Below are 16,685 nucleotides of genomic sequence, written 5' to 3'. Positions count from 1 at the left end.
TTCGATTCAGTCCTGAAGCCCTTCAGCAACTGAAGCAAATCATTCAAGAAAACGGGTTGTGAGAATGTTCACCAAAATCCTGATCGCCAACCGTGGCGAAATCGCCTGCCGCGTCATCGCAACCGCCCGCAAGATGGGCATTGCCACCGTGGCCGTCTACTCCGACGCCGACAAGGACGCGCGCCATGTCAAGCTGGCCGACGAGGCCGTGCACATCGGCGCTGCGCCCAGCCGCGAGTCGTATCTGCTGGCCGACAAGATCATTGCTGCCTGCAAGCAGACCGGCGCGCAGGCGGTGCATCCGGGCTACGGCTTCCTGTCCGAGAACGAAGCCTTCGCCAAGCGGGTGGAGGAGGAGGGCATCGTCTTCATTGGCCCCAAGCATGCGGCGATCGCCGCCATGGGCGACAAGATCGCGTCCAAGAAGCTGGCCAACCAGGCGGGCGTGAACACCATCCTCGGATACAACGACCCCATCGCCGGGCCCGAGGCCGCGGTGGAGATCGCCAAGGGCATCGGCTACCCGGTGATGATCAAGGCATCGGCCGGCGGCGGTGGCAAGGGCCTGCGTGTGGCCTACAACGACAAGGAAGCGTTTGAAGGCTTTGCCAGCTGCCAGAACGAAGCCCGCAACAGTTTTGGCGACGACCGCATCTTCATCGAGAAGTTTGTGCAGGAGCCGCGCCACATCGAGATCCAGATCCTGGGCGACAGCCACGGCAACGTGATCTACCTGAACGAGCGCGAGTGCTCCATCCAGCGCCGCCATCAGAAGGTGATCGAGGAGGCGCCATCCCCCTTCATCAGCGACGCCACCCGCAAGGCCATGGGCGAGCAGGCCGTTGCCCTGGCCAAGGCCGTGGGCTACCAAAGCGCCGGCACGGTGGAGTTCGTGGTCGGCAAGGACCAGGACTTCTACTTCCTGGAGATGAACACCCGCCTGCAGGTGGAGCACCCGGTGACCGAGTGCATCACCGGTCTGGATCTGGTGGAACTCATGATCCGCGTGGCCGCCGGCGAAAAGCTCGCCATCCGCCAGGAAGACGTGAAGCGCGACGGCTGGGCCATCGAGTGCCGCATCAACGCCGAGGACCCGTTCCGCAACTTCCTGCCCTCCACCGGACGGCTGGTGCGTTTCCAGGCGCCGGAAGAGTCCATGTTCCAGGGCGACACGACCAAGAAGTATGGCGTGCGCGTGGACACGGGTGTGTTCGAAGGCGGTGAGATCCCGATGTACTACGACTCGATGATCGCCAAGCTGATCGTGCACGGCCAGGACCGCAACGACGCCATCGAGAAGATGCGCGCTGCGCTCAACGGCTTCGTGATCCGCGGCATCAGCAGCAACATCCCTTTCCAGGCGGCGCTGCTGGCGCACCCGAAATTCGTGGCCGGCCAGTTCAACACCGGCTTCATTGCGGAGCACTACGGCAAGGGCTTCGCCGCCGAAGACGTGCCGCACGACGATCCGCTGTTCCTGGTGGCGCTGGCGGCGTACATGAACCGCCGCTACCGCGCGCGTGCATCGGGCATCAGCGGCCAGCTCACGGGTCATGAGGTGCAGGTGGGCGCGCAGTTCACCGTGGTGGTGCTGGGCGCACAGGGCAACAACATCCACCATGAAGTGACGGTCACCGACTACGAGCCAGAGAGCCGCTCCAGCGCCGTGACCATCGGCAGCACCACCTACCGCATCAGCAGTACGGCCGGCCTGGGCGACATCCGCGTGCAGGGCCAGTGCAACGGCAAGGGCTTCACGGCGCAGGTGGAGCGCGGTACGGCCAAGAACCCGCTGGCGCTGCGCATCAGCCACAACGGTACGCAGATCGACGCGCTGGTGCTGTCGCCGCTGGGCGCAAGGTTGCACCAGCTCATGCCCTTCAAGGCGCCACCGGACCTGTCCAAGTTCCTGCTGTCGCCCATGCCGGGCCTGCTGGTGGACATCGCGGTGCAGCCGGGCCAGAAGGTGCAGGCCGGCGAGAAGCTGGCCGTGATCGAGGCCATGAAGATGGAGAACATCCTCTTCGCGGCGCAGGACGGCGTGGTGGGCAAGATCGTCGCGGGCAAGGGCGAATCACTGGCGGTGGATCAGGTCATCCTGGAATTTCAATGAAAACAGCATCTAATGCTTGCCCTGCAAGCGCTAGCAGCTATCAATAAAGGAGTAAACGGATGACACGCCCCTTCAAAGTGCTGGGCATTCAGCAGGTGGCCATCGGCGGCACCGACAAGCAGCGCATGAAGACCTTGTGGGTGGACATGCTCGGCCTCACGCAGACGGGTACCTTCCAGAGCGAGCGAGAGAACGTGGACGAGGATATCCTTGCCATGGGGCAGGGCGCCTTCAAGGTGGAGGTGGACATCATGCAGCCCCTGGACATCGAGAAAAAGCCTGCCGTGCACGCCACGCCGCTGAACCACATCGGCCTGTGGATCGATGACCTGCCCAAGGCGGTGGAATGGCTGACCGCACAGGGTGTGCGCTTTGCGCCCGGGGGCATCCGCAAAGGCGCGGCGGGCTACGACATCACCTTCCTGCATCCCAAGAGCAATGACGAGTTCCCGATCGCCGGGGAGGGTGTCCTGATCGAACTGGTGCAGGCGCCGCCCGAGGTGATCGCGGCGTTGGGTTGAAAAGGACAAGCTTCGACGAAGCACCTGACTGCTGAAAAACAAGAGAGCCCTGGTCCATGCGACCAGGGCTTTTTTTATGGTCATGCCGCATCTTCAGCAAAAACAGCAGGATGTTTCTGGTAATTAAGTGGCATTACAGGAGATTTGATGGCAGATGAACAACACGACTTGCTTCCTCCATCTTCATTCCCGTTTTTTCACTTATATGCATTCAAGATGCATTAAAAATAACGCAAATACGCCTCTTTTAGGAGCATCTTTTTCCATCCTGCTTTTTTGAACGCGAAGGCTTCACAGACCACTCAAGCCTTTACACAATCAGGAGCAGCGCCCAGCAGTGGCGACCGCAGAACCGGAGAAATTTGATGACCTCAGCCACAACAGCCCCGCATACAACCCAGACCCTGCAGTTTCATCCTCGCGTTGCCGAGAGTGTTGCGACGCAGCGAGGGGAGGGCTGGAGCATTCAAGCGGTACAGGAGCTCCTCGATCTTCCATTCATGGAACTGCTCTGGCGCGCGCAGGCCACGCACCGCGCACATTGGCCCCAGGGCGACATCGAATTGGCCACGCTGCTGTCCGTGAAAACAGGCGGCTGTCCGGAAAACTGCGGCTACTGCCCCCAGTCGGCGGAGTTCGATACCGGCGTGAAGGCCGAAAAACTCATGAACGTCCAGGAGGTAACCCAGGCAGCGCAAGCCGCCAAGGACGCCGGCGCGACGCGCTTTTGCATGGGCGCCGCCTGGCGAGCTCCGAAGGACCGCGACATCGAAAAGATAAGCGAGCTGATCACCGCCGTGAAAGACCTAGGCTTGCAGACCTGCGCCACGCTGGGCATGTTGCAGTCGCACCAGGCCCAGGCGCTGAAGGATGCGGGACTGGACTACTACAACCACAACCTGGACACGGCCCCCGAGTACTACAGCGACGTGGTCAGCACGCGCCAGTACCAGGACCGGCTGGATACGCTGCGCCATGTGCGCGACGCAGGCATCAACGTGTGCTGCGGCGGCATCGTTGGCATGGGCGAAGCGCCGGTGCACCGCGCGGGTCTCATCGCGCAGTTGGCCAACCTAAACCCGTATCCGGAGTCGGTGCCCATCAACAGCCTGGTGCGCGTTCCCGGAACACCGTTGGCCGACAGCGAGCCGGTAGACCCGCTGGACTTCGTGCGCGTGATCGCGGTGGCCCGCATCACCATGCCCAAGGCTCGCGTACGCCTGTCCGCCGGCCGCCAGCAGCTTGGCGACGCGGTGCAGGCTTTGTGCTTCTTGGCGGGTGCCAATTCCATCTTCTATGGCGACAAGCTGCTCGTGACGGGTAACCCGGATGTAGAGGCCGACACCCAACTGCTGGCCAAACTGGGGTTGAAGGGTACGCCCAACCAAACCACCACAGAAACTGCTTGCGGTGCTTAATCTGCATGCGCTGTTTTGTACAGAGGATGCGCGCCCTGAATAATCGGGGTGTCACCAGAGCCGGGTACGGTTTTCGGTACGCCATCGAGTAAGCGGCAGGATTAGTCAGTTCAATTATTTAACATAATATACATCGTATCTAGTACACTAGCGGCTGGACCTGAGGCACTACGACCCCGACATCCGCGCCCAGCTCAGGGAACGATCCCACCCTCCGCGTAAACGTTCAGTGACCAGCCCTTTTCAATTGACTACGATGGCTGGCATGTCCCAAACACTCACCACGTCAACTATCTCCTTCGGCCATCACGGTCGCGTGTGTATTGTCACGGGCGGTGCCCAGGGCATTGGCGAGGCCTGCGTGCGCAGGCTGGCGCGCGACGGTGCCAAGGTGGTGATCGCAGACATGGATGATGCCCGCGGACGTGCTCTTGCCGATGCGGTGCCGCAAGCCGCCTACATTCATTGCGATGTAGGCAACAAGTCCGAAGTGGATGCCATGGTAGGTCAAACCATGGCGCTGCACGGGCGCATCGACGTATTGGTCAACAACGCGGGCATCTTCCGCGCTGCGGACTTTCTGGAGGTGACCGAGGAAGACTTCGACGCGGTACTGCGCGTGAACCTCAAGGGTGCCTTTCTCATGGGCCAGGCCGTGGCACGCGAAATGGTGCGCTCGGGCGGCGGCAGCATCGTGAACATGAGTTCCGTCAACGGCGTTTTGGCCATTCCGAACATCGCCAGCTACAACGTGAGCAAGGGTGGCATCAATCAGCTCACCCGCGTGATGGCGCTGGCGCTGGCGGACCGTGGCATCCGCGTGAACGCGGTGGCGCCCGGCACCATTGCCACGGAACTCGCCGCAAAGGCCGTGCTGACGAGCGACGAGGCCCGGCTCAAGATCCTGAGCCGCACGCCGATGAAGCGCCTGGGTGAGCCTTCGGAGGTCGCTGATGTGGTGGCATGGCTCGCCAGCGACGCCGCCAGTTATGTGACCGGCGAGATCGTCACCGTGGACGGCGGCCGCATGACGCTCAACTACACCGTGCCGGTCTAGCCCAGCCCATCACTCTGCGCAACAGGCCGCAGGGTCTTTGGGTTGACGGCACAATCCATGCCATGAGACTTCTGCACACCATGCTGCGCGTTGGCAATCTCCAGCGCTCCATCGATTTCTACACCCAGGTGCTGGGCATGCAGTTGCTGCGCACCTCCGAAAACCCTGAATACAAATACTCTCTGGCCTTCCTGGGCTTCGAGGGCGGCAACCCCGGCCAGGCCGAGATCGAGCTGACGTACAACTGGGGGGTGGAAAGCTATGAGATGGGCACAGCCTACGGCCACATTGCCCTGGGCGTGCCCGACGCCTACGCCGCCTGCGAGAAGATCAAGGCCGCCGGCGGCACCGTGACACGCGAGGCCGGGCCGGTCAAGGGTGGCACCACGGTGATCGCCTTTGTGACCGATCCTGACGGCTACAAGATTGAATTGATCGAGCGCAAGAGCGATGCCGGCGCAGGCACCGGTCTGCGCTAGTTTGCTCCTTATTTAATAGCTGCTAGCGCTTATCCACAAAGCGCTACAGCCCATTTTTACTTGTATTCATCAAACCCGCTGCAACGCGCTGGCTTCGCGCGCTAGACGGGTGATGCGGGACCAGTCGCCCTGCTCCAGCGCATCCGCGGGCACCAGCCACGACCCGCCCACGCAGGCCACGTTCTTGAGCGCCAGAAACTCCGCCGCATTGCCGGGCTGGATTCCGCCCGTCGGACAGAACGCCACGTCGCCAAACGGCCCCTGCCACGCTTTCAGCATGGCCGTACCGCCCGCCTGCACCGCAGGGAAGAACTTGAGCGCAGAGAAGCCCTCTTCCTGCGCCGTCATGATCTCGCTGCCCGTGTCCACGCCCGGCAGCAGCGGCAAGCCCGCATCGCGGCAGGCGCGGCCTACGGCGGGCGTAAAACCCGGACTGACGGCAAACCGCGCCCCGGCGCGCGCGGCAGCAGCCGCATCAGCACTGGTGCGTACGGTGCCTGCGCCGACCACGGCATCGGGCACCTCCGCGGCGATGGCCCGCATGCATTCGAGGGCTTGCGGCGTGCGCAACGTCACCTCCAGCATGCGGATACCACCGGCGACCAGCGCGCGCGCCATCGGCACGGCATGCCGCACGTCGTGCAGAACGATGACCGGGATCACGGGCGCATCGCGCATCACATCGAGCGCCGTGATGGTGTGTTGCGTCACAGCCATGTACAGGCCCCCTCTTCCGCGCTGAGCGCATTGCGCCGCATGCCGGCGAACAGTTCGCGCCCCCAACCGCGTGCGTTGTCCTGCAGCAAGCCGGGCGGCACGGTGGCAGGCGTGCGCGCCTGCCATTCGGCCGCATCGACCAGCACATCGAGCGTGCCCGCCACGGCATCCAGCCGGATGACGTCACCGTCGCGCACCAGCGCCAGCGGGCCGCCGGCATGCGCCTCGGGCGATGCGTGGATGGCCGCAGGCACCTTGCCCGAGGCGCCGCTCATGCGGCCGTCGGTGACCAGCGCCACCTTGTAACCCTTGCCCTGCAGGACGGCCAGCGGCGGGGTGAGCTTGTGCAGTTCTGGCATGCCATTGGCCTGGGGGCCCTGCCAGCGCACCACGCAGACCACGTCGCGGTCCAGTTCGCCGGCCTGAAAGGCGTGTAGCAGTTCGCCCTGCGAGGCAAACACGCGTGCAGGCGCCTGCACCACATGCCGGTCGGGCGGCACGGCAGAGACCTTGATCACGCTGCGCCCCAGGTTGCCCGACAGCAGCTTGAGGCCGCCCGTGGCGCTGAAAGGGTCGGCCGCAGGGCGCAGCACGCTGTCGTCACGCGAGGCGCCGATGTCGGCCCAGTGCAGTTGCTGATCGGCGGTTCCCTGCGGCTCGCGCGTGTATTCGCGGATACCTCCAGGGCGAACGGTGAGCACGTCCTCATGCATCAGCCCGGCATCGAGCAGCTCGCGGATCACATAGCCGGGGCCGCCGGCGGCCTGGAATTGGTTCACGTCCGCGCTGCCGTTGGGGTACACGCGCGCCAGCAACGGCACGACGGCGGACAGGGCGGAAAAGTCGTCCCAGTCGATCACGAGGCCCGCCGCGCGCGCCACGGCCACCCAGTGGATCAGGTGGTTGGTGGATCCTCCCGTGGCCAGCAGCGTCACCATGGCGTTGACGATAGCGCGCTCGTCTACCACGCGCCCGATAGGTGGGCATGACGCCCCCTTGTCGCCCAGCACCGTGCGTGCGGCCTCACGCGTAAGTTCCTGGCGCAGCGCCTGACCCGGGTTCACGAAGGCCGTGCCCGGCACATGCAGGCCCATGGCCTCCAGCATCATCTGATTGCTGTTGGCCGTGCCGTAGAAGGTGCACGTGCCCGGCGAGTGGTAAGCGGCCATCTCGGCCTCCAGCAGTTCACCGCGGCCCACCAGGCCTTGCGCGGCCTGCTCGCGCACCTTGGCCTTGGCGCTGTTGGACAGGCCCGAAGTCATCGGCCCCGCCGGCACGAACACCGTGGGCAGATGGCCGAACTGCAGCGCCCCCACCAGCAGGCCAGGCACGATCTTGTCGCACACACCGAGCATGAGCGCGCCATCGAACACGTCGTGGCTCAGCGCCACGGCCGTGGCCATGGCGATCACGTCGCGGCTGAACAGGCTTAACTCCATGCCGGGTGTGCCCTGCGTCACGCCATCGCACATGGCGGGTACGCCGCCCGCCACCTGGGCCGTGGCTCCGCGCTTGCGCACCTCGTCCTTGATCAGGTCCGGGTAATGCTGCAGCGGCGCATGGGCCGACAGCATGTCGTTGTACGCCGTGACGATGCCGATGTTGGGTGCCTTCTGGACCACCACACGCAGCTTGTCGTTGCCAGGCATGCCGGCGAAGGCGTGGGCCACATTGGCGCAACCCAGGCGGTCTGCACCGCGGTCGCGGCGCGCCTGGAACTCAAGCTGCTGCAGATAGGCGCCGCGCGTAGGGGCGCTGCGCTGGCGGATGCGCTCGGTGACGGTGTGGACGGTGTCGTGCAGGGGCATGCTGGGTGGCGCGAGGGCGGCTGTGGGAGGGTTGCAGAAAACGACTGCGGGCAAGCATTGCCCCGGATCCTACGCGCCAGTGGGCGACACAGGTGTAGGCCGAGGGCACATGGCAGGGAACCGAGGGCAGGCGCCGCCGCCTGCCCCACCCTGCGCTTACTTGGCGTTGCGCGCCTGCTGGACGGCGGCGTTCACCTCGTCCCAGGTCTGCTGGCCCACCGACTTGGCGATGCCCGCGTTCACGCTGACCAGCTTCTCGCGCATGCGGTTGGCCTCGGCGGCCGACAGCTCGTTAACCTGCATGCCCTTGCCCTTCAGGTCGGCCAGGGCCTTGGCGGCCTCTTCACGCGTGTCCTTGCGCTCGAAATCGCGGCTCTTGATGGCGGCGTCCTGCAGCACCTTCTTCTCGGCTGCGGACAGGCCGTCCCACCATTTCTTGCTCACCGTGACGATCCAGGGGCTGTACACGTGGTTGGTCACCGTGAGGTACTTCTGCACCTCGTAGAACTTGCTGGAGACGATGGTGTTGTAGGGGTTCTCCTGACCGTCCACGGCGCGCGTTTCCAACGCGGTGAACAGCTCGGAGAACGGCAGCGGCACGGCGTTGGCGCCCAGGGCCTTGAAGCTGTCGAGGAACACGTTGTTCTGCATCACGCGCAGCTTGATGTCGTTCAGGTCTTCCAGCTTGGCGACGGGGCGCTTGCTGTTGGTGAGGTTACGGAAACCGTTCTCCCAGTACACCAGGCCCACCATACCCTTGGCTTCCAGCTTGGCCTTGATCTTGTCGCCCACGGGGCCGTCCAGCACCACATCGGCTTCCTTGGCGTTGCTGAAGAGGAACGGCGTGTCCCACACGGCCATCTCCGGCACCAGGCCCACTAGGGTGGCGGTGGAGCCCACCATCATCTCCTGCGCGCCGCCGATCAGCGCCTGCTGCATCTGCGTGTCGGAGCCCAGCGAGGCGTTGCCAATGGCACGCACCTTCATCTTGCCGCCGGTGGCCTTTTCCACTTCTTGCGCAAACATGCGAGCCGCGCGGCCCTGGTTGGAGTTGTCCACCAGGCCATAGCCGAAACGCACGATGCGCGGCTTGAAGTCCTGCGCCTGTGCAGCGCCGGTGGCAACGAGTGCGGCCACGAGGCCGGCAAGAGCAAAGCGGATACGCATGGGAAGTCTCCTTTGGACAGTCAGGGTGAAAAGGGATGAAAAGCTCAGTGCATCCAGCGCAGCGGCGCGGTGATGAGGGCCGGGAACAGCGTGAACAGGACCGCCAGCAGCACATACACGGCCAGGAACGGCGTGGTGCCGCGGATCACGGTCTCCATGCGCAGCCGGCCCACACCCGCCACCACGTTCTGCACCGTGCCCACGGGCGGCGTGATCAGGCCGATGCAGCCCACATAGATGAACATGAAGCCGAAGTACACGGGGTCGATGCCCGCCTTGGCGGCCAGCGGCGCGCAGACGGGGCCGAAGATCAGGATGGTGGGCGTGAGGTCCATGGCCGTGCCCACCACCAACAGGAAGGTCATCATCAGCGCCATGAACAGCACGGGATTGCCCATCACGCCGGCGAAGCTGTCGGCCAGCATGTTGGGCAGGTCGGCCAGGGTGATCATGTAGGCCGTGACGGTGGCGGCGCCGCACAGGAACATGACCACCGCCGTGGTCTTGCCCGCGGCCAGGAACACGTCGTACAGCTGCGACCAGTTCAGTTCGCGGTACACGAACATGGACACCAGCAGCGCATACACGGCGGCGACCACGGCGGCCTCGGTGGGCGTGAAAATGCCGCCGCGCAGGCCGCCCAGGATGATGACCGGCATCATCATGGCCCAGAAGCTCTTGGTCAGCGCCTTCATGCGCGGGCCCCACGCCACACGCTCCATCGAGGGCAGGTCGTGGCGGCGCGCAATCCAGGCCCAGGCGCCAATCAGGAAGATGCCCATCATCAGGCCCGGTGCCACGCCCGAGAGGAACAGCTTGCTGATCGAGGTATTCGTCGTCACCCCGTAGATCACGAACGGCATGGACGGCGGGATGATCGGCGCGATGATGCCGCCGGACGCCAGCAGGCCCGCGCTGTAGCTCATCGGGTATTTCTGCTCGCGCATCATCGGCAGCAGGATGGTGGCCAGCGCCGCCGTGTCGGCAATGGCCGAGCCGCTCATGGACGCCAACAGCACGGCCGCGCCAATCACCACGAAGCCCAGCCCGCCGCGGATATGCCCCACGAAGGCGCGCGCCAGGTCGATGATGCGCCGCGACAGGCCGCCCGCGTTCATCAGCTCGCCCGCCAGGATGAAGAACGGCACGGCCAGCAGCGGAAAGTTGTCAAAGCCGGCCTGCAGGTTTTGCGCCAGCAGCTGCGAATCGAAGAAGTCCAGGTGCCACATCAGGGCGACACCCGTCAGCACCAGGGCGTGGGCGATGGGCATGCCGATCACCATGCCGCCGATGAGCACCAAAAGAAAGATGGCGGTAACGATCATGGTGCGCCCTACTCCACCGACGTTTCCGCGTCGCTGCCATGCGGCAACGGCTCGCCGCGGCGCAGATCCACCACCACGCCCACCAGCAGGCCCACGGCCAGTACCAGCGTCGCCGCGGCGCCCAGCGCCAGCGGATAACCCAGCACGGTGCTGTAGCTGTCCATGCCGGCGATCACCTGTTCCCACGAACCCTTGAGCAGCAGCAGCATGCCGCCCGCCACCAGAGCCTGGCTGGCCCAGAACAGCAGCTTGCGCGAGCGGCCCTTCAGGCGCGAAGTGAGCATGTCGAAGCCCAGGTGCTTGCCCTCAAAGGCCGCGACGATGGTGCCCACCGCCACCAGCCACACGAACAGCAGGCGCGAGATCTCCTCGTACGAGACGATGCTCGTGGAGAACACGTAGCGCAATACCACGTTGACGAACACGGCCACGACCATGCCGGCCAGTGCGAGCACCATGAAATGCTCGGCCAGGCGCTGCACCAGGGGCTTGCGCGGCCGTTCCTGCGGGGAGGGGGAAGAAGCGCTCATGCACTGTCTCCGGAAGACGACGAAAGGGAAGCAGCTGCGTTGCCGCGCAGCCATTGGACGACGGACCGGGCCAGCTCGTCCACGGGGCGTGTGGCATCCAGCGTCAACACGCGCGGCTCGCCCTCGGGCGACTCCAGCGTGGCGAACTGATCGGCCACCAGAGCGGGCGAAAAGAAATGCCCCGCGCGCGTCTGCACGCGCTGCAATGCCTGCTCATAGTCCAGCGCCAGAAACACGAATCCCACGCGCGGGTTGCCCGCACGCAGGCGGTCGCGGTATTTGCGGCGCAGCGCCGAGCAGGTCAGCACTACGCCCGCCGTGCCCGCAGGCGCCGCCAGCAATGCGGCCAACCGGTCCAGCCAGCCCGCGCGGTCGGCATCGGTCAAGGGCACGCCGGCGCGCATTTTGGCAATGCTCTCGGGAGCATGGTGGGCATCGCCCTCATGCAGCACCCAGCCCAGCGTTTTTGCGCAGGCCTCGCCCACGCTGGACTTGCCGCAGCCGGAAACGCCCATCACCACGATGGCATCGATGTCACAGGTCAAGATAGCGCTATCTCTAAAGATTCAAAAAAACGGCTGCATCCCAGGACGCAAGCCGTTCACCCGAAGTTCACGGCTTCACGCCGCGGCTTCTCATGGGGAAATTTCGCTGCATCGCATGGGGAGAAGCTACTCCTCCCCACAAACCCGCGAAAACCCCATGAAAGATAGCGCTATCTTAAGGGACAATTTTGGCCAGAATTCCTAGGAATAACCCTTGACCGCCAACCGACGACCGCGCCGCTCCAGCGGCCGCATCACCCTGAACGACGTGGCTGGCGCCGCCGGCGTAAGTCCCATCACCGTGTCGCGTGCCCTGCGCGGCGAACGCACCGTGGACCCTGCGTTGGCCGAACGCGTACGCGAGGCGGCCGATCGGCTGGGCTACGTACCCGACCCGGCCGCGCGCGCGCTGGCGTCGCAGCGCAGCACGCAGGTGCTGGTGCTGGTGCCGCTGCTGTCCAACGCGCTGTTCGTGGATCTGCTGGAGGCGGTGCACCGCACGCTGTTCCCCAAGGGCTTTCAGCCGCTCATCGGCGTGACCCACTACGACAGCGCCGAGGAAGAGTTGCTGCTGCGCACCTACCTGCCCCACCGCCCCGCCGGCCTGCTGGTGACGGGGTTCGACCGCAGCGAGGCCGCACGCCAGCTCATCGTGCACAGCGGCGTGCCGTGCGTGCACCTCATGGAGACCAGCGCCGCGCCTGGTGTGGCCTGCGTGGGCTTTTCGCAGCAGGACGCGGGCGCCACCATCACGCGCCACCTCCTGGAACGCGGGCGTAAGCGCATCGCCTTTTGCGCCGCGCAACTGGACCCGCGCGTGCTGCAGCGTGCTGAAGGGTACCGGCGCACCCTGCGCGAAGCGGGCCTGTACAACCCGCGCCTGGAGTTGCTAAGCCCCGAGCGCTCTTCCATCGCCCTGGGCGCTCGGCTGTTCGAGGACCTGGTGCAACGCATGCCCGACGTGGACGCCATTTTCTTTTGCAACGACGACATTGCCCAGGGCGGGCTGCTGGCGGCCAACCGCATGCGCATCGACGTGCCGGGGCGCATCGCCGTCGCGGGATTCAACGACTTGGCCGGCAGCGCGCAGATGGTGCCGCCGCTGACCACCATCCGCACACCGCGCAGCGAAGTCGGCCGCGCCGGCGCCGACATGCTGCTGGGCCTGATGCGCGGCACGCTGGCGCAGCCGCAGTGCGTGCAGCTGGACTACGAGCTGATCGTGCGCGAGAGTACGTGAACAAGGATGCAGCGCAGTGCGCTACAGCTTTGGTAGCTGTTCGCGCTTGCAAATCAAGCACTCAAGGCAAAAAAGTACCTGAATCCTTCTTCAAACAAGCGCGACCAGCTATTGAACATGTAGCACGCCAGACACAAAAAAGCCCGGCATTACCGGGCTTTCGCAGGCTTGGCGCATCCAGGCTCAGGGAGCCAGAATCACCTCCACGCGGCGCGCCTCGGCATTGCTGCCGCTGCCCTGCGTGGCTTCGGGCTTCTTCAGCTCCACCTTCTCTTCGGCCACACCCAGGGCCTTCAGGGCGTCGCGCACGGCCAGCGCGCGCTGCTTGGCCAGCTCGGCGTTCACGGCCGCGTCGCCCGTGGCGTCATGGAAGCCCGACACCACCGCGGTCTTGCCGCCGTCCACCACGCCCTTGACCACGTCGCCCAGCGCTTCGTTGGCGCCCGGGGCCAGCTCGGCCTTGCCGGTGGCGAAGAAGAACTTCACCACACCGCCCTCCACCACCACGCTGGCGGCGTCCTCGGTGATCATGATCACCACGCCGGGCGCGGCTGCCTCAGCCGCAGGGGCCACGGCGGCGGCCGGCGCCTTGTGGGCGTGGGCAATGCCACGCTTGTAGACCACCACGCCCACGACGGTGGAGACCACCAGCGCGATCAGCGCGAAGAGGAACCCGAGTGCGAAGCGTTGCTGGCTGTCGTCGTCGGAGCTGTTGAAGGACATGTTGAGAACTCCCGTGAATAATCGGTGCGTTGGACAAAACCCATCGATTGTAGAGTCTCGCCATGCCGCCGCTTGCCGCTCCCCTGCGTGACCCCGCCCCCATGCTCGACCGCGCGCTGCATGAATGGGGCGGGCGCGACGACCTGTGGATCTTTGGCTATGGCTCGCTGATCTGGCGGCCCGACTTTGCCTACGCCGAGCGGCGCGCGGCCACGGTGCACGGCTGGCACCGGGCTTTGAAGATGTGGAGCCGCGTGAATCGCGGCACGCCCGAATGCCCGGGCCTGGTGTTCGGCATGCTGTCGGGCGGCAGTTGCCGCGGCATGGTGTTCCGCGTGGACCACAGCCACGCGCGCCAGGTCATGGTCAACCTTTGGCAGCGCGAGATGGTCCTGGGCGTATACGACCCGCGCTGGCTCAACTGCCGCACGCCCCAGGGTGCGGTGCGCGCGCTGGCGTTCACGCTGTCGCGCAAGAGCCCCAGCCACACGGGCGTGCTGGCGGACGAGGAATACCGCCGCATCTTCGCGCAGGCCAGCGGCACCTACGGCACCACGCGCGACTACGCCGAGGCCACGCACGCCGAGCTGCAACGCATGGGCATCCACGACCGAGCGCTCTCGCGTCTGATTGCGTTGGCGCGCGAACCGCGTTAGTTTGGCGGTTTTCAACCCTCCTGGAGAAATCGCATGTCCCTTCGCTACCTCCCCACGGGCGCGGCCCTGGCGGCTGCCGTCGCACTCGCCGGCTGCGCATCCATGTCCAGCGCGCCCTCGGCCACCGCACGGCTGGAGCCTACGCGCGGCAACAGCACCCAGGGCACGGTGCGCTTCGTGCAGAGCGGTGATGCGGTGCGCGTCAGCGGCACGGTCAGCGGGCTCAAGCCGGGGGCGGAGCACGGCTTTCACATCCATGAGAAAGGCGACTGCTCCAGCGGGGACGGCAACAGCGCGGGCGGCCACTTCAATCCCACGGGCACACCGCACGGCCAACACGGCAAGGGACCGCACCACACCGGCGACCTGCCCAGCCTGCGCGCGGACGGCAACGGCGTGGCCACCTTCAACTTCGAGTCGCGCAGCATTCGCGTGGGCTCCGGCGCCACCGACATCGTGGGTCGCGGCCTGATCGTGCATGCCAACCCCGACGACTACGTCACCCAACCTACCGGCAACGCGGGCGCGCGCCTGGCGTGCGCGGTGATCGCCGGTCGCTGATCGTGCAGGGCTGGGCGCCCTGCGGGCACAATCCCCGCATGAGCCACAGCCCTCTTTCCTCCTCCATCGCCGACCTGCGCAAGAGCTACGAGCGCGCCGAGCTCAGCGAGGACGCCTCCCATGCCGATCCCTTGCAGCAGTTCGACCAATGGCTGCGCGAAGCCATCGCTGCCCAGGTGCCCGAGCCCAACGCCATGACCGTGGCCACCGTGGGCAGCGACCTGCGTCCCAGCACCCGCGTGGTGCTCATCAAGGGGTATGACGCGCAGGGCATCGTCTGGTACACCAACTACGACAGCCGCAAGGGCCGCCAGCTGGCCGGCAACCCCTATGCCGCGCTGCAATTCCACTGGGTGGAGCTGGAGCGCGTGGTGCGCATCGAGGGCGTCGTGGAAAAGGTGAGCGACGAGGAAAGCGACACCTATTTCCACAGCCGCCCGCTGGACTCGCGCATCGGCGCCTGGGCCAGCCCGCAAAGCCAGGTCATCGCCAGCCGCGGCGTGCTGGTGGCCAACGCCGCCAAGTATGGCGCGCAGTTCCTGCTCAAGCCGCCCCGCCCGCCGCACTGGGGGGGCTTTCGCCTGCGGCCGGATCAGTGGGAGTTCTGGCAGGGCCGCAAGAGCCGCCTGCACGACCGGTTGCGCTACCGCCTGGAGGACGGCACGTGGGAGCGCGAGCGGCTGGCGCCGTAAGCGCCCGGAAGACGCCCTGCTCCACGCGCGTCTTCAACGCATGTTCAATGCATGAAGAACTGCGCCAACACCAGCACCACCGGCAGCGTGATCAGCGCCAGCGCGGTGGACAGCGCGATGGCCGAGGACACCTCCTCCTGCATCACGCCATAGCGCTGCGTGAACAACAGCACATTCGCGCCCACCGGCATGGCCGCGGCGGTGAACATCACCGCGATCGCCGGGCCTGACAGCCCCAGCGCCCACGCCAGCGTCCCCAGCGTGGCGGGCAGCGCCAGGTTCTTGATCACCGCCACCCGCAACGCGCCGCGCCAGTGGTTGCCAATGCGTGTGTGCGCCAGCGCAATACCCACCAGCAGCAGCGCCATGGGCCCCAGCGCCGCCGCCAGCACCTGCAGCGGGCGGTCCAGCATCTCGGGCAGCTTCCAGCCCGTCTGCGCGAACAGCAGGCCCGCCAGGATGGGCAGCGGCACCGGGTGCACGATGCTGTTGCGCACGGCCTGCCACACGGTGTGCGCCATGGGGCGCGGCGCGGCGCTGCCGGTGCGCTGCTGCTCGCGCGCCTCGGCCAGCTCGAACACCATGGTGGCCGCCGTCAGCAGCACCAGCGAATGCAGGGACACCAGCGTGAACAGCGTCACCAGGCCCTGCGGCCCATACACCAGGCCCATGAGCGGCGCGCCGATCATCACCAGGTTGCTGAAGGTGTGCGCCAGCGCCCGCGCCGCCGCGGCCGTGGAGAACCGGCTGAACGCCAGCGTCAGCCCGAACAGCAGCGCCGCCGCGCTGAAGTACAGCAGCACGGGCTGAAAGTCCAGCTCTTGGAGCCGCACATTGCCCATGGTGCGAAACAGCAGCGCGGGCGTGAGCACCAAGAACACGATATTGGACAGATCTGGCACCGCCGTGGCGCGCACCCAGCCCACGCGGGCGGTGAGGTAGCCGATGCCGATGCACAGAATGACGGGAACCAGGGGAACGAGGATCGAGGACAGCAAGGTGGGCAGAGGGTCGAAGTGCCGGCGCGGCGCCGGGCGGCAAGTGTAGGGCCTGGGGATGCGGCGCGCTTGCACTCATGAATTAATAGCTGCCAGCGCTTGATGGACAAGCGCTGGAGGCCGAAAACGCCCTAA

At 65.7% G+C, this 16,685-nt stretch carries 17 protein-coding genes; 9 read left to right on the top strand and 8 right to left on the bottom strand.

Features of this window, described 5'->3' with window-relative positions; all coding sequences use genetic code 11:
• Positions 1-64 precede the first annotated feature (64 nt).
• The 5 genes from I3K84_RS03715 (at position 65) to gloA (ending at position 5,588) form a co-directional block, all read left to right on the top strand.
• Positions 65-2,113, top strand: a complete 2,049-nt coding sequence (locus I3K84_RS03715) for an acetyl/propionyl/methylcrotonyl-CoA carboxylase subunit alpha (RefSeq protein WP_196995543.1) — start codon at positions 65-67, stop codon at positions 2,111-2,113.
• Between the two features lie 59 nt (positions 2,114-2,172).
• Positions 2,173-2,634 (top strand): VOC family protein, encoded by a 462-nt coding sequence (locus I3K84_RS03710; RefSeq protein WP_015913377.1) that lies wholly within the window; start codon positions 2,173-2,175, stop codon positions 2,632-2,634.
• 365 nt (positions 2,635-2,999) lie between these two features.
• Positions 3,000-4,052, top strand: coding sequence for a biotin synthase BioB (gene bioB, locus I3K84_RS03705; protein ID WP_196995542.1), 1,053 nt, complete (start codon positions 3,000-3,002; stop codon positions 4,050-4,052).
• Between the two features lie 265 nt (positions 4,053-4,317).
• Positions 4,318-5,109 carry an SDR family NAD(P)-dependent oxidoreductase gene (locus I3K84_RS03700; RefSeq protein ID WP_196995541.1) on the top strand — a complete coding sequence of 264 codons (792 nt, stop codon included), beginning with the start codon at positions 4,318-4,320 and terminating at the stop codon, positions 5,107-5,109.
• Between the two features lie 62 nt (positions 5,110-5,171).
• Positions 5,172-5,588, top strand: a complete 417-nt coding sequence (gene gloA / locus I3K84_RS03695; RefSeq protein ID WP_011805290.1) for a lactoylglutathione lyase — start codon at positions 5,172-5,174, stop codon at positions 5,586-5,588.
• Positions 5,589-5,657: 69 nt separating this feature from the next.
• Here gloA and eda read toward each other — a convergent pair whose 3' ends face one another.
• From eda to I3K84_RS03665, 6 genes are all read right to left on the bottom strand, one after another.
• Positions 5,658-6,305, bottom strand: a complete 648-nt coding sequence (eda, locus tag I3K84_RS03690; protein ID WP_172206819.1) for a bifunctional 4-hydroxy-2-oxoglutarate aldolase/2-dehydro-3-deoxy-phosphogluconate aldolase — start codon at positions 6,303-6,305, stop codon at positions 5,658-5,660.
• Positions 6,296-8,113 carry a phosphogluconate dehydratase gene (gene edd / locus I3K84_RS03685; RefSeq protein ID WP_196995540.1) on the bottom strand — a complete coding sequence of 606 codons (1,818 nt, stop codon included), beginning with the start codon at positions 8,111-8,113 and terminating at the stop codon, positions 6,296-6,298. The genes eda and edd overlap by 10 nt, the downstream gene beginning before the upstream one ends.
• 156 nt (positions 8,114-8,269) lie before the next feature.
• Positions 8,270-9,280 (bottom strand): TRAP transporter substrate-binding protein, encoded by a 1,011-nt coding sequence (locus I3K84_RS03680; protein WP_047351486.1) that lies wholly within the window; start codon positions 9,278-9,280, stop codon positions 8,270-8,272.
• Between the two features lie 44 nt (positions 9,281-9,324).
• Positions 9,325-10,605, bottom strand: coding sequence for a TRAP transporter large permease (locus I3K84_RS03675; RefSeq protein ID WP_135149235.1), 1,281 nt, complete (start codon positions 10,603-10,605; stop codon positions 9,325-9,327).
• An 8-nt stretch (positions 10,606-10,613) separates the two neighbouring features.
• Positions 10,614-11,135: a TRAP transporter small permease gene (locus I3K84_RS03670; RefSeq protein WP_123676600.1), complete on the bottom strand. Its 522-nt coding sequence runs from the start codon at positions 11,133-11,135 to the stop codon at positions 10,614-10,616.
• Positions 11,132-11,650, bottom strand: coding sequence for a gluconokinase (locus tag I3K84_RS03665; protein ID WP_047351512.1), 519 nt, complete (start codon positions 11,648-11,650; stop codon positions 11,132-11,134). Before I3K84_RS03665 ends, I3K84_RS03670 begins: the two co-directional genes overlap by 4 nt.
• 244 nt (positions 11,651-11,894) lie before the next feature.
• Here I3K84_RS03665 and I3K84_RS03660 point away from each other — a divergent pair, with 244 nt between their 5' ends.
• Positions 11,895-12,920: a LacI family DNA-binding transcriptional regulator gene (locus I3K84_RS03660; RefSeq protein WP_196995539.1), complete on the top strand. Its 1,026-nt coding sequence runs from the start codon at positions 11,895-11,897 to the stop codon at positions 12,918-12,920.
• Between the two features lie 183 nt (positions 12,921-13,103).
• Here the strand turns inward: I3K84_RS03660 and I3K84_RS03655 are convergent, their stop codons facing one another.
• On the bottom strand, positions 13,104-13,643 hold the full coding sequence (locus tag I3K84_RS03655) for an OmpA family protein (RefSeq protein WP_011805298.1): 540 nt from the start codon (positions 13,641-13,643) through the stop codon (positions 13,104-13,106).
• A gap of 62 nt (positions 13,644-13,705) precedes the next feature.
• Here I3K84_RS03655 and I3K84_RS03650 point away from each other — a divergent pair, with 62 nt between their 5' ends.
• Genes I3K84_RS03650 through pdxH form a run of 3 tightly spaced genes read left to right on the top strand, consistent with a single transcriptional unit; the run spans position 13,706 to position 15,552 of the window.
• Positions 13,706-14,299, top strand: coding sequence for a gamma-glutamylcyclotransferase (locus tag I3K84_RS03650; RefSeq protein ID WP_196995538.1), 594 nt, complete (start codon positions 13,706-13,708; stop codon positions 14,297-14,299).
• Between the two features lie 33 nt (positions 14,300-14,332).
• Complete coding sequence (locus tag I3K84_RS03645; RefSeq protein WP_103737688.1) at positions 14,333-14,860, top strand: superoxide dismutase family protein; 528 nt, start codon at positions 14,333-14,335, stop codon at positions 14,858-14,860.
• A 38-nt stretch (positions 14,861-14,898) separates the two neighbouring features.
• Positions 14,899-15,552: a pyridoxamine 5'-phosphate oxidase gene (pdxH, locus tag I3K84_RS03640; protein WP_196995537.1), complete on the top strand. Its 654-nt coding sequence runs from the start codon at positions 14,899-14,901 to the stop codon at positions 15,550-15,552.
• 44 nt (positions 15,553-15,596) lie between these two features.
• Here pdxH and I3K84_RS03635 read toward each other — a convergent pair whose 3' ends face one another.
• Positions 15,597-16,550, bottom strand: coding sequence for an AEC family transporter (locus I3K84_RS03635; RefSeq protein WP_041838844.1), 954 nt, complete (start codon positions 16,548-16,550; stop codon positions 15,597-15,599).
• Positions 16,551-16,685 lie beyond the last annotated feature (135 nt).

This window comes from Diaphorobacter sp. JS3051 (assembly GCF_015832135.1).
Taxonomy (GTDB): domain Bacteria; phylum Pseudomonadota; class Gammaproteobacteria; order Burkholderiales; family Burkholderiaceae_C; genus Diaphorobacter; species Diaphorobacter nitroreducens.
This window is presented reverse-complemented; position numbering and strand designations above follow the sequence as displayed.

Coding starts and splice junctions, on each gene's coding strand:
- I3K84_RS03655 (WP_011805298.1), bottom strand. CDS start 13,643: ATGTCCTTCAACAGCTCCGACGACGACAGCCAGCAACGCTTCGCACTC.
- edd (WP_196995540.1), bottom strand. CDS start 8,113: ATGCCCCTGCACGACACCGTCCACACCGTCACCGAGCGCATCCGCCAG.
- bioB (WP_196995542.1), top strand. CDS start 3,000: ATGACCTCAGCCACAACAGCCCCGCATACAACCCAGACCCTGCAGTTT.
- eda (WP_172206819.1), bottom strand. CDS start 6,305: ATGGCTGTGACGCAACACACCATCACGGCGCTCGATGTGATGCGCGAT.
- I3K84_RS03710 (WP_015913377.1), top strand. CDS start 2,173: ATGACACGCCCCTTCAAAGTGCTGGGCATTCAGCAGGTGGCCATCGGC.
- I3K84_RS03715 (WP_196995543.1), top strand. CDS start 65: ATGTTCACCAAAATCCTGATCGCCAACCGTGGCGAAATCGCCTGCCGC.
- I3K84_RS03650 (WP_196995538.1), top strand. CDS start 13,706: ATGCCGCCGCTTGCCGCTCCCCTGCGTGACCCCGCCCCCATGCTCGAC.
- pdxH (WP_196995537.1), top strand. CDS start 14,899: ATGAGCCACAGCCCTCTTTCCTCCTCCATCGCCGACCTGCGCAAGAGC.
- I3K84_RS03680 (WP_047351486.1), bottom strand. CDS start 9,280: ATGCGTATCCGCTTTGCTCTTGCCGGCCTCGTGGCCGCACTCGTTGCC.
- I3K84_RS03665 (WP_047351512.1), bottom strand. CDS start 11,650: ATGGGCGTTTCCGGCTGCGGCAAGTCCAGCGTGGGCGAGGCCTGCGCA.
- gloA (WP_011805290.1), top strand. CDS start 5,172: ATGAGACTTCTGCACACCATGCTGCGCGTTGGCAATCTCCAGCGCTCC.
- I3K84_RS03645 (WP_103737688.1), top strand. CDS start 14,333: ATGTCCCTTCGCTACCTCCCCACGGGCGCGGCCCTGGCGGCTGCCGTC.
- I3K84_RS03675 (WP_135149235.1), bottom strand. CDS start 10,605: ATGATCGTTACCGCCATCTTTCTTTTGGTGCTCATCGGCGGCATGGTG.
- I3K84_RS03700 (WP_196995541.1), top strand. CDS start 4,318: ATGTCCCAAACACTCACCACGTCAACTATCTCCTTCGGCCATCACGGT.
- I3K84_RS03670 (WP_123676600.1), bottom strand. CDS start 11,135: ATGAGCGCTTCTTCCCCCTCCCCGCAGGAACGGCCGCGCAAGCCCCTG.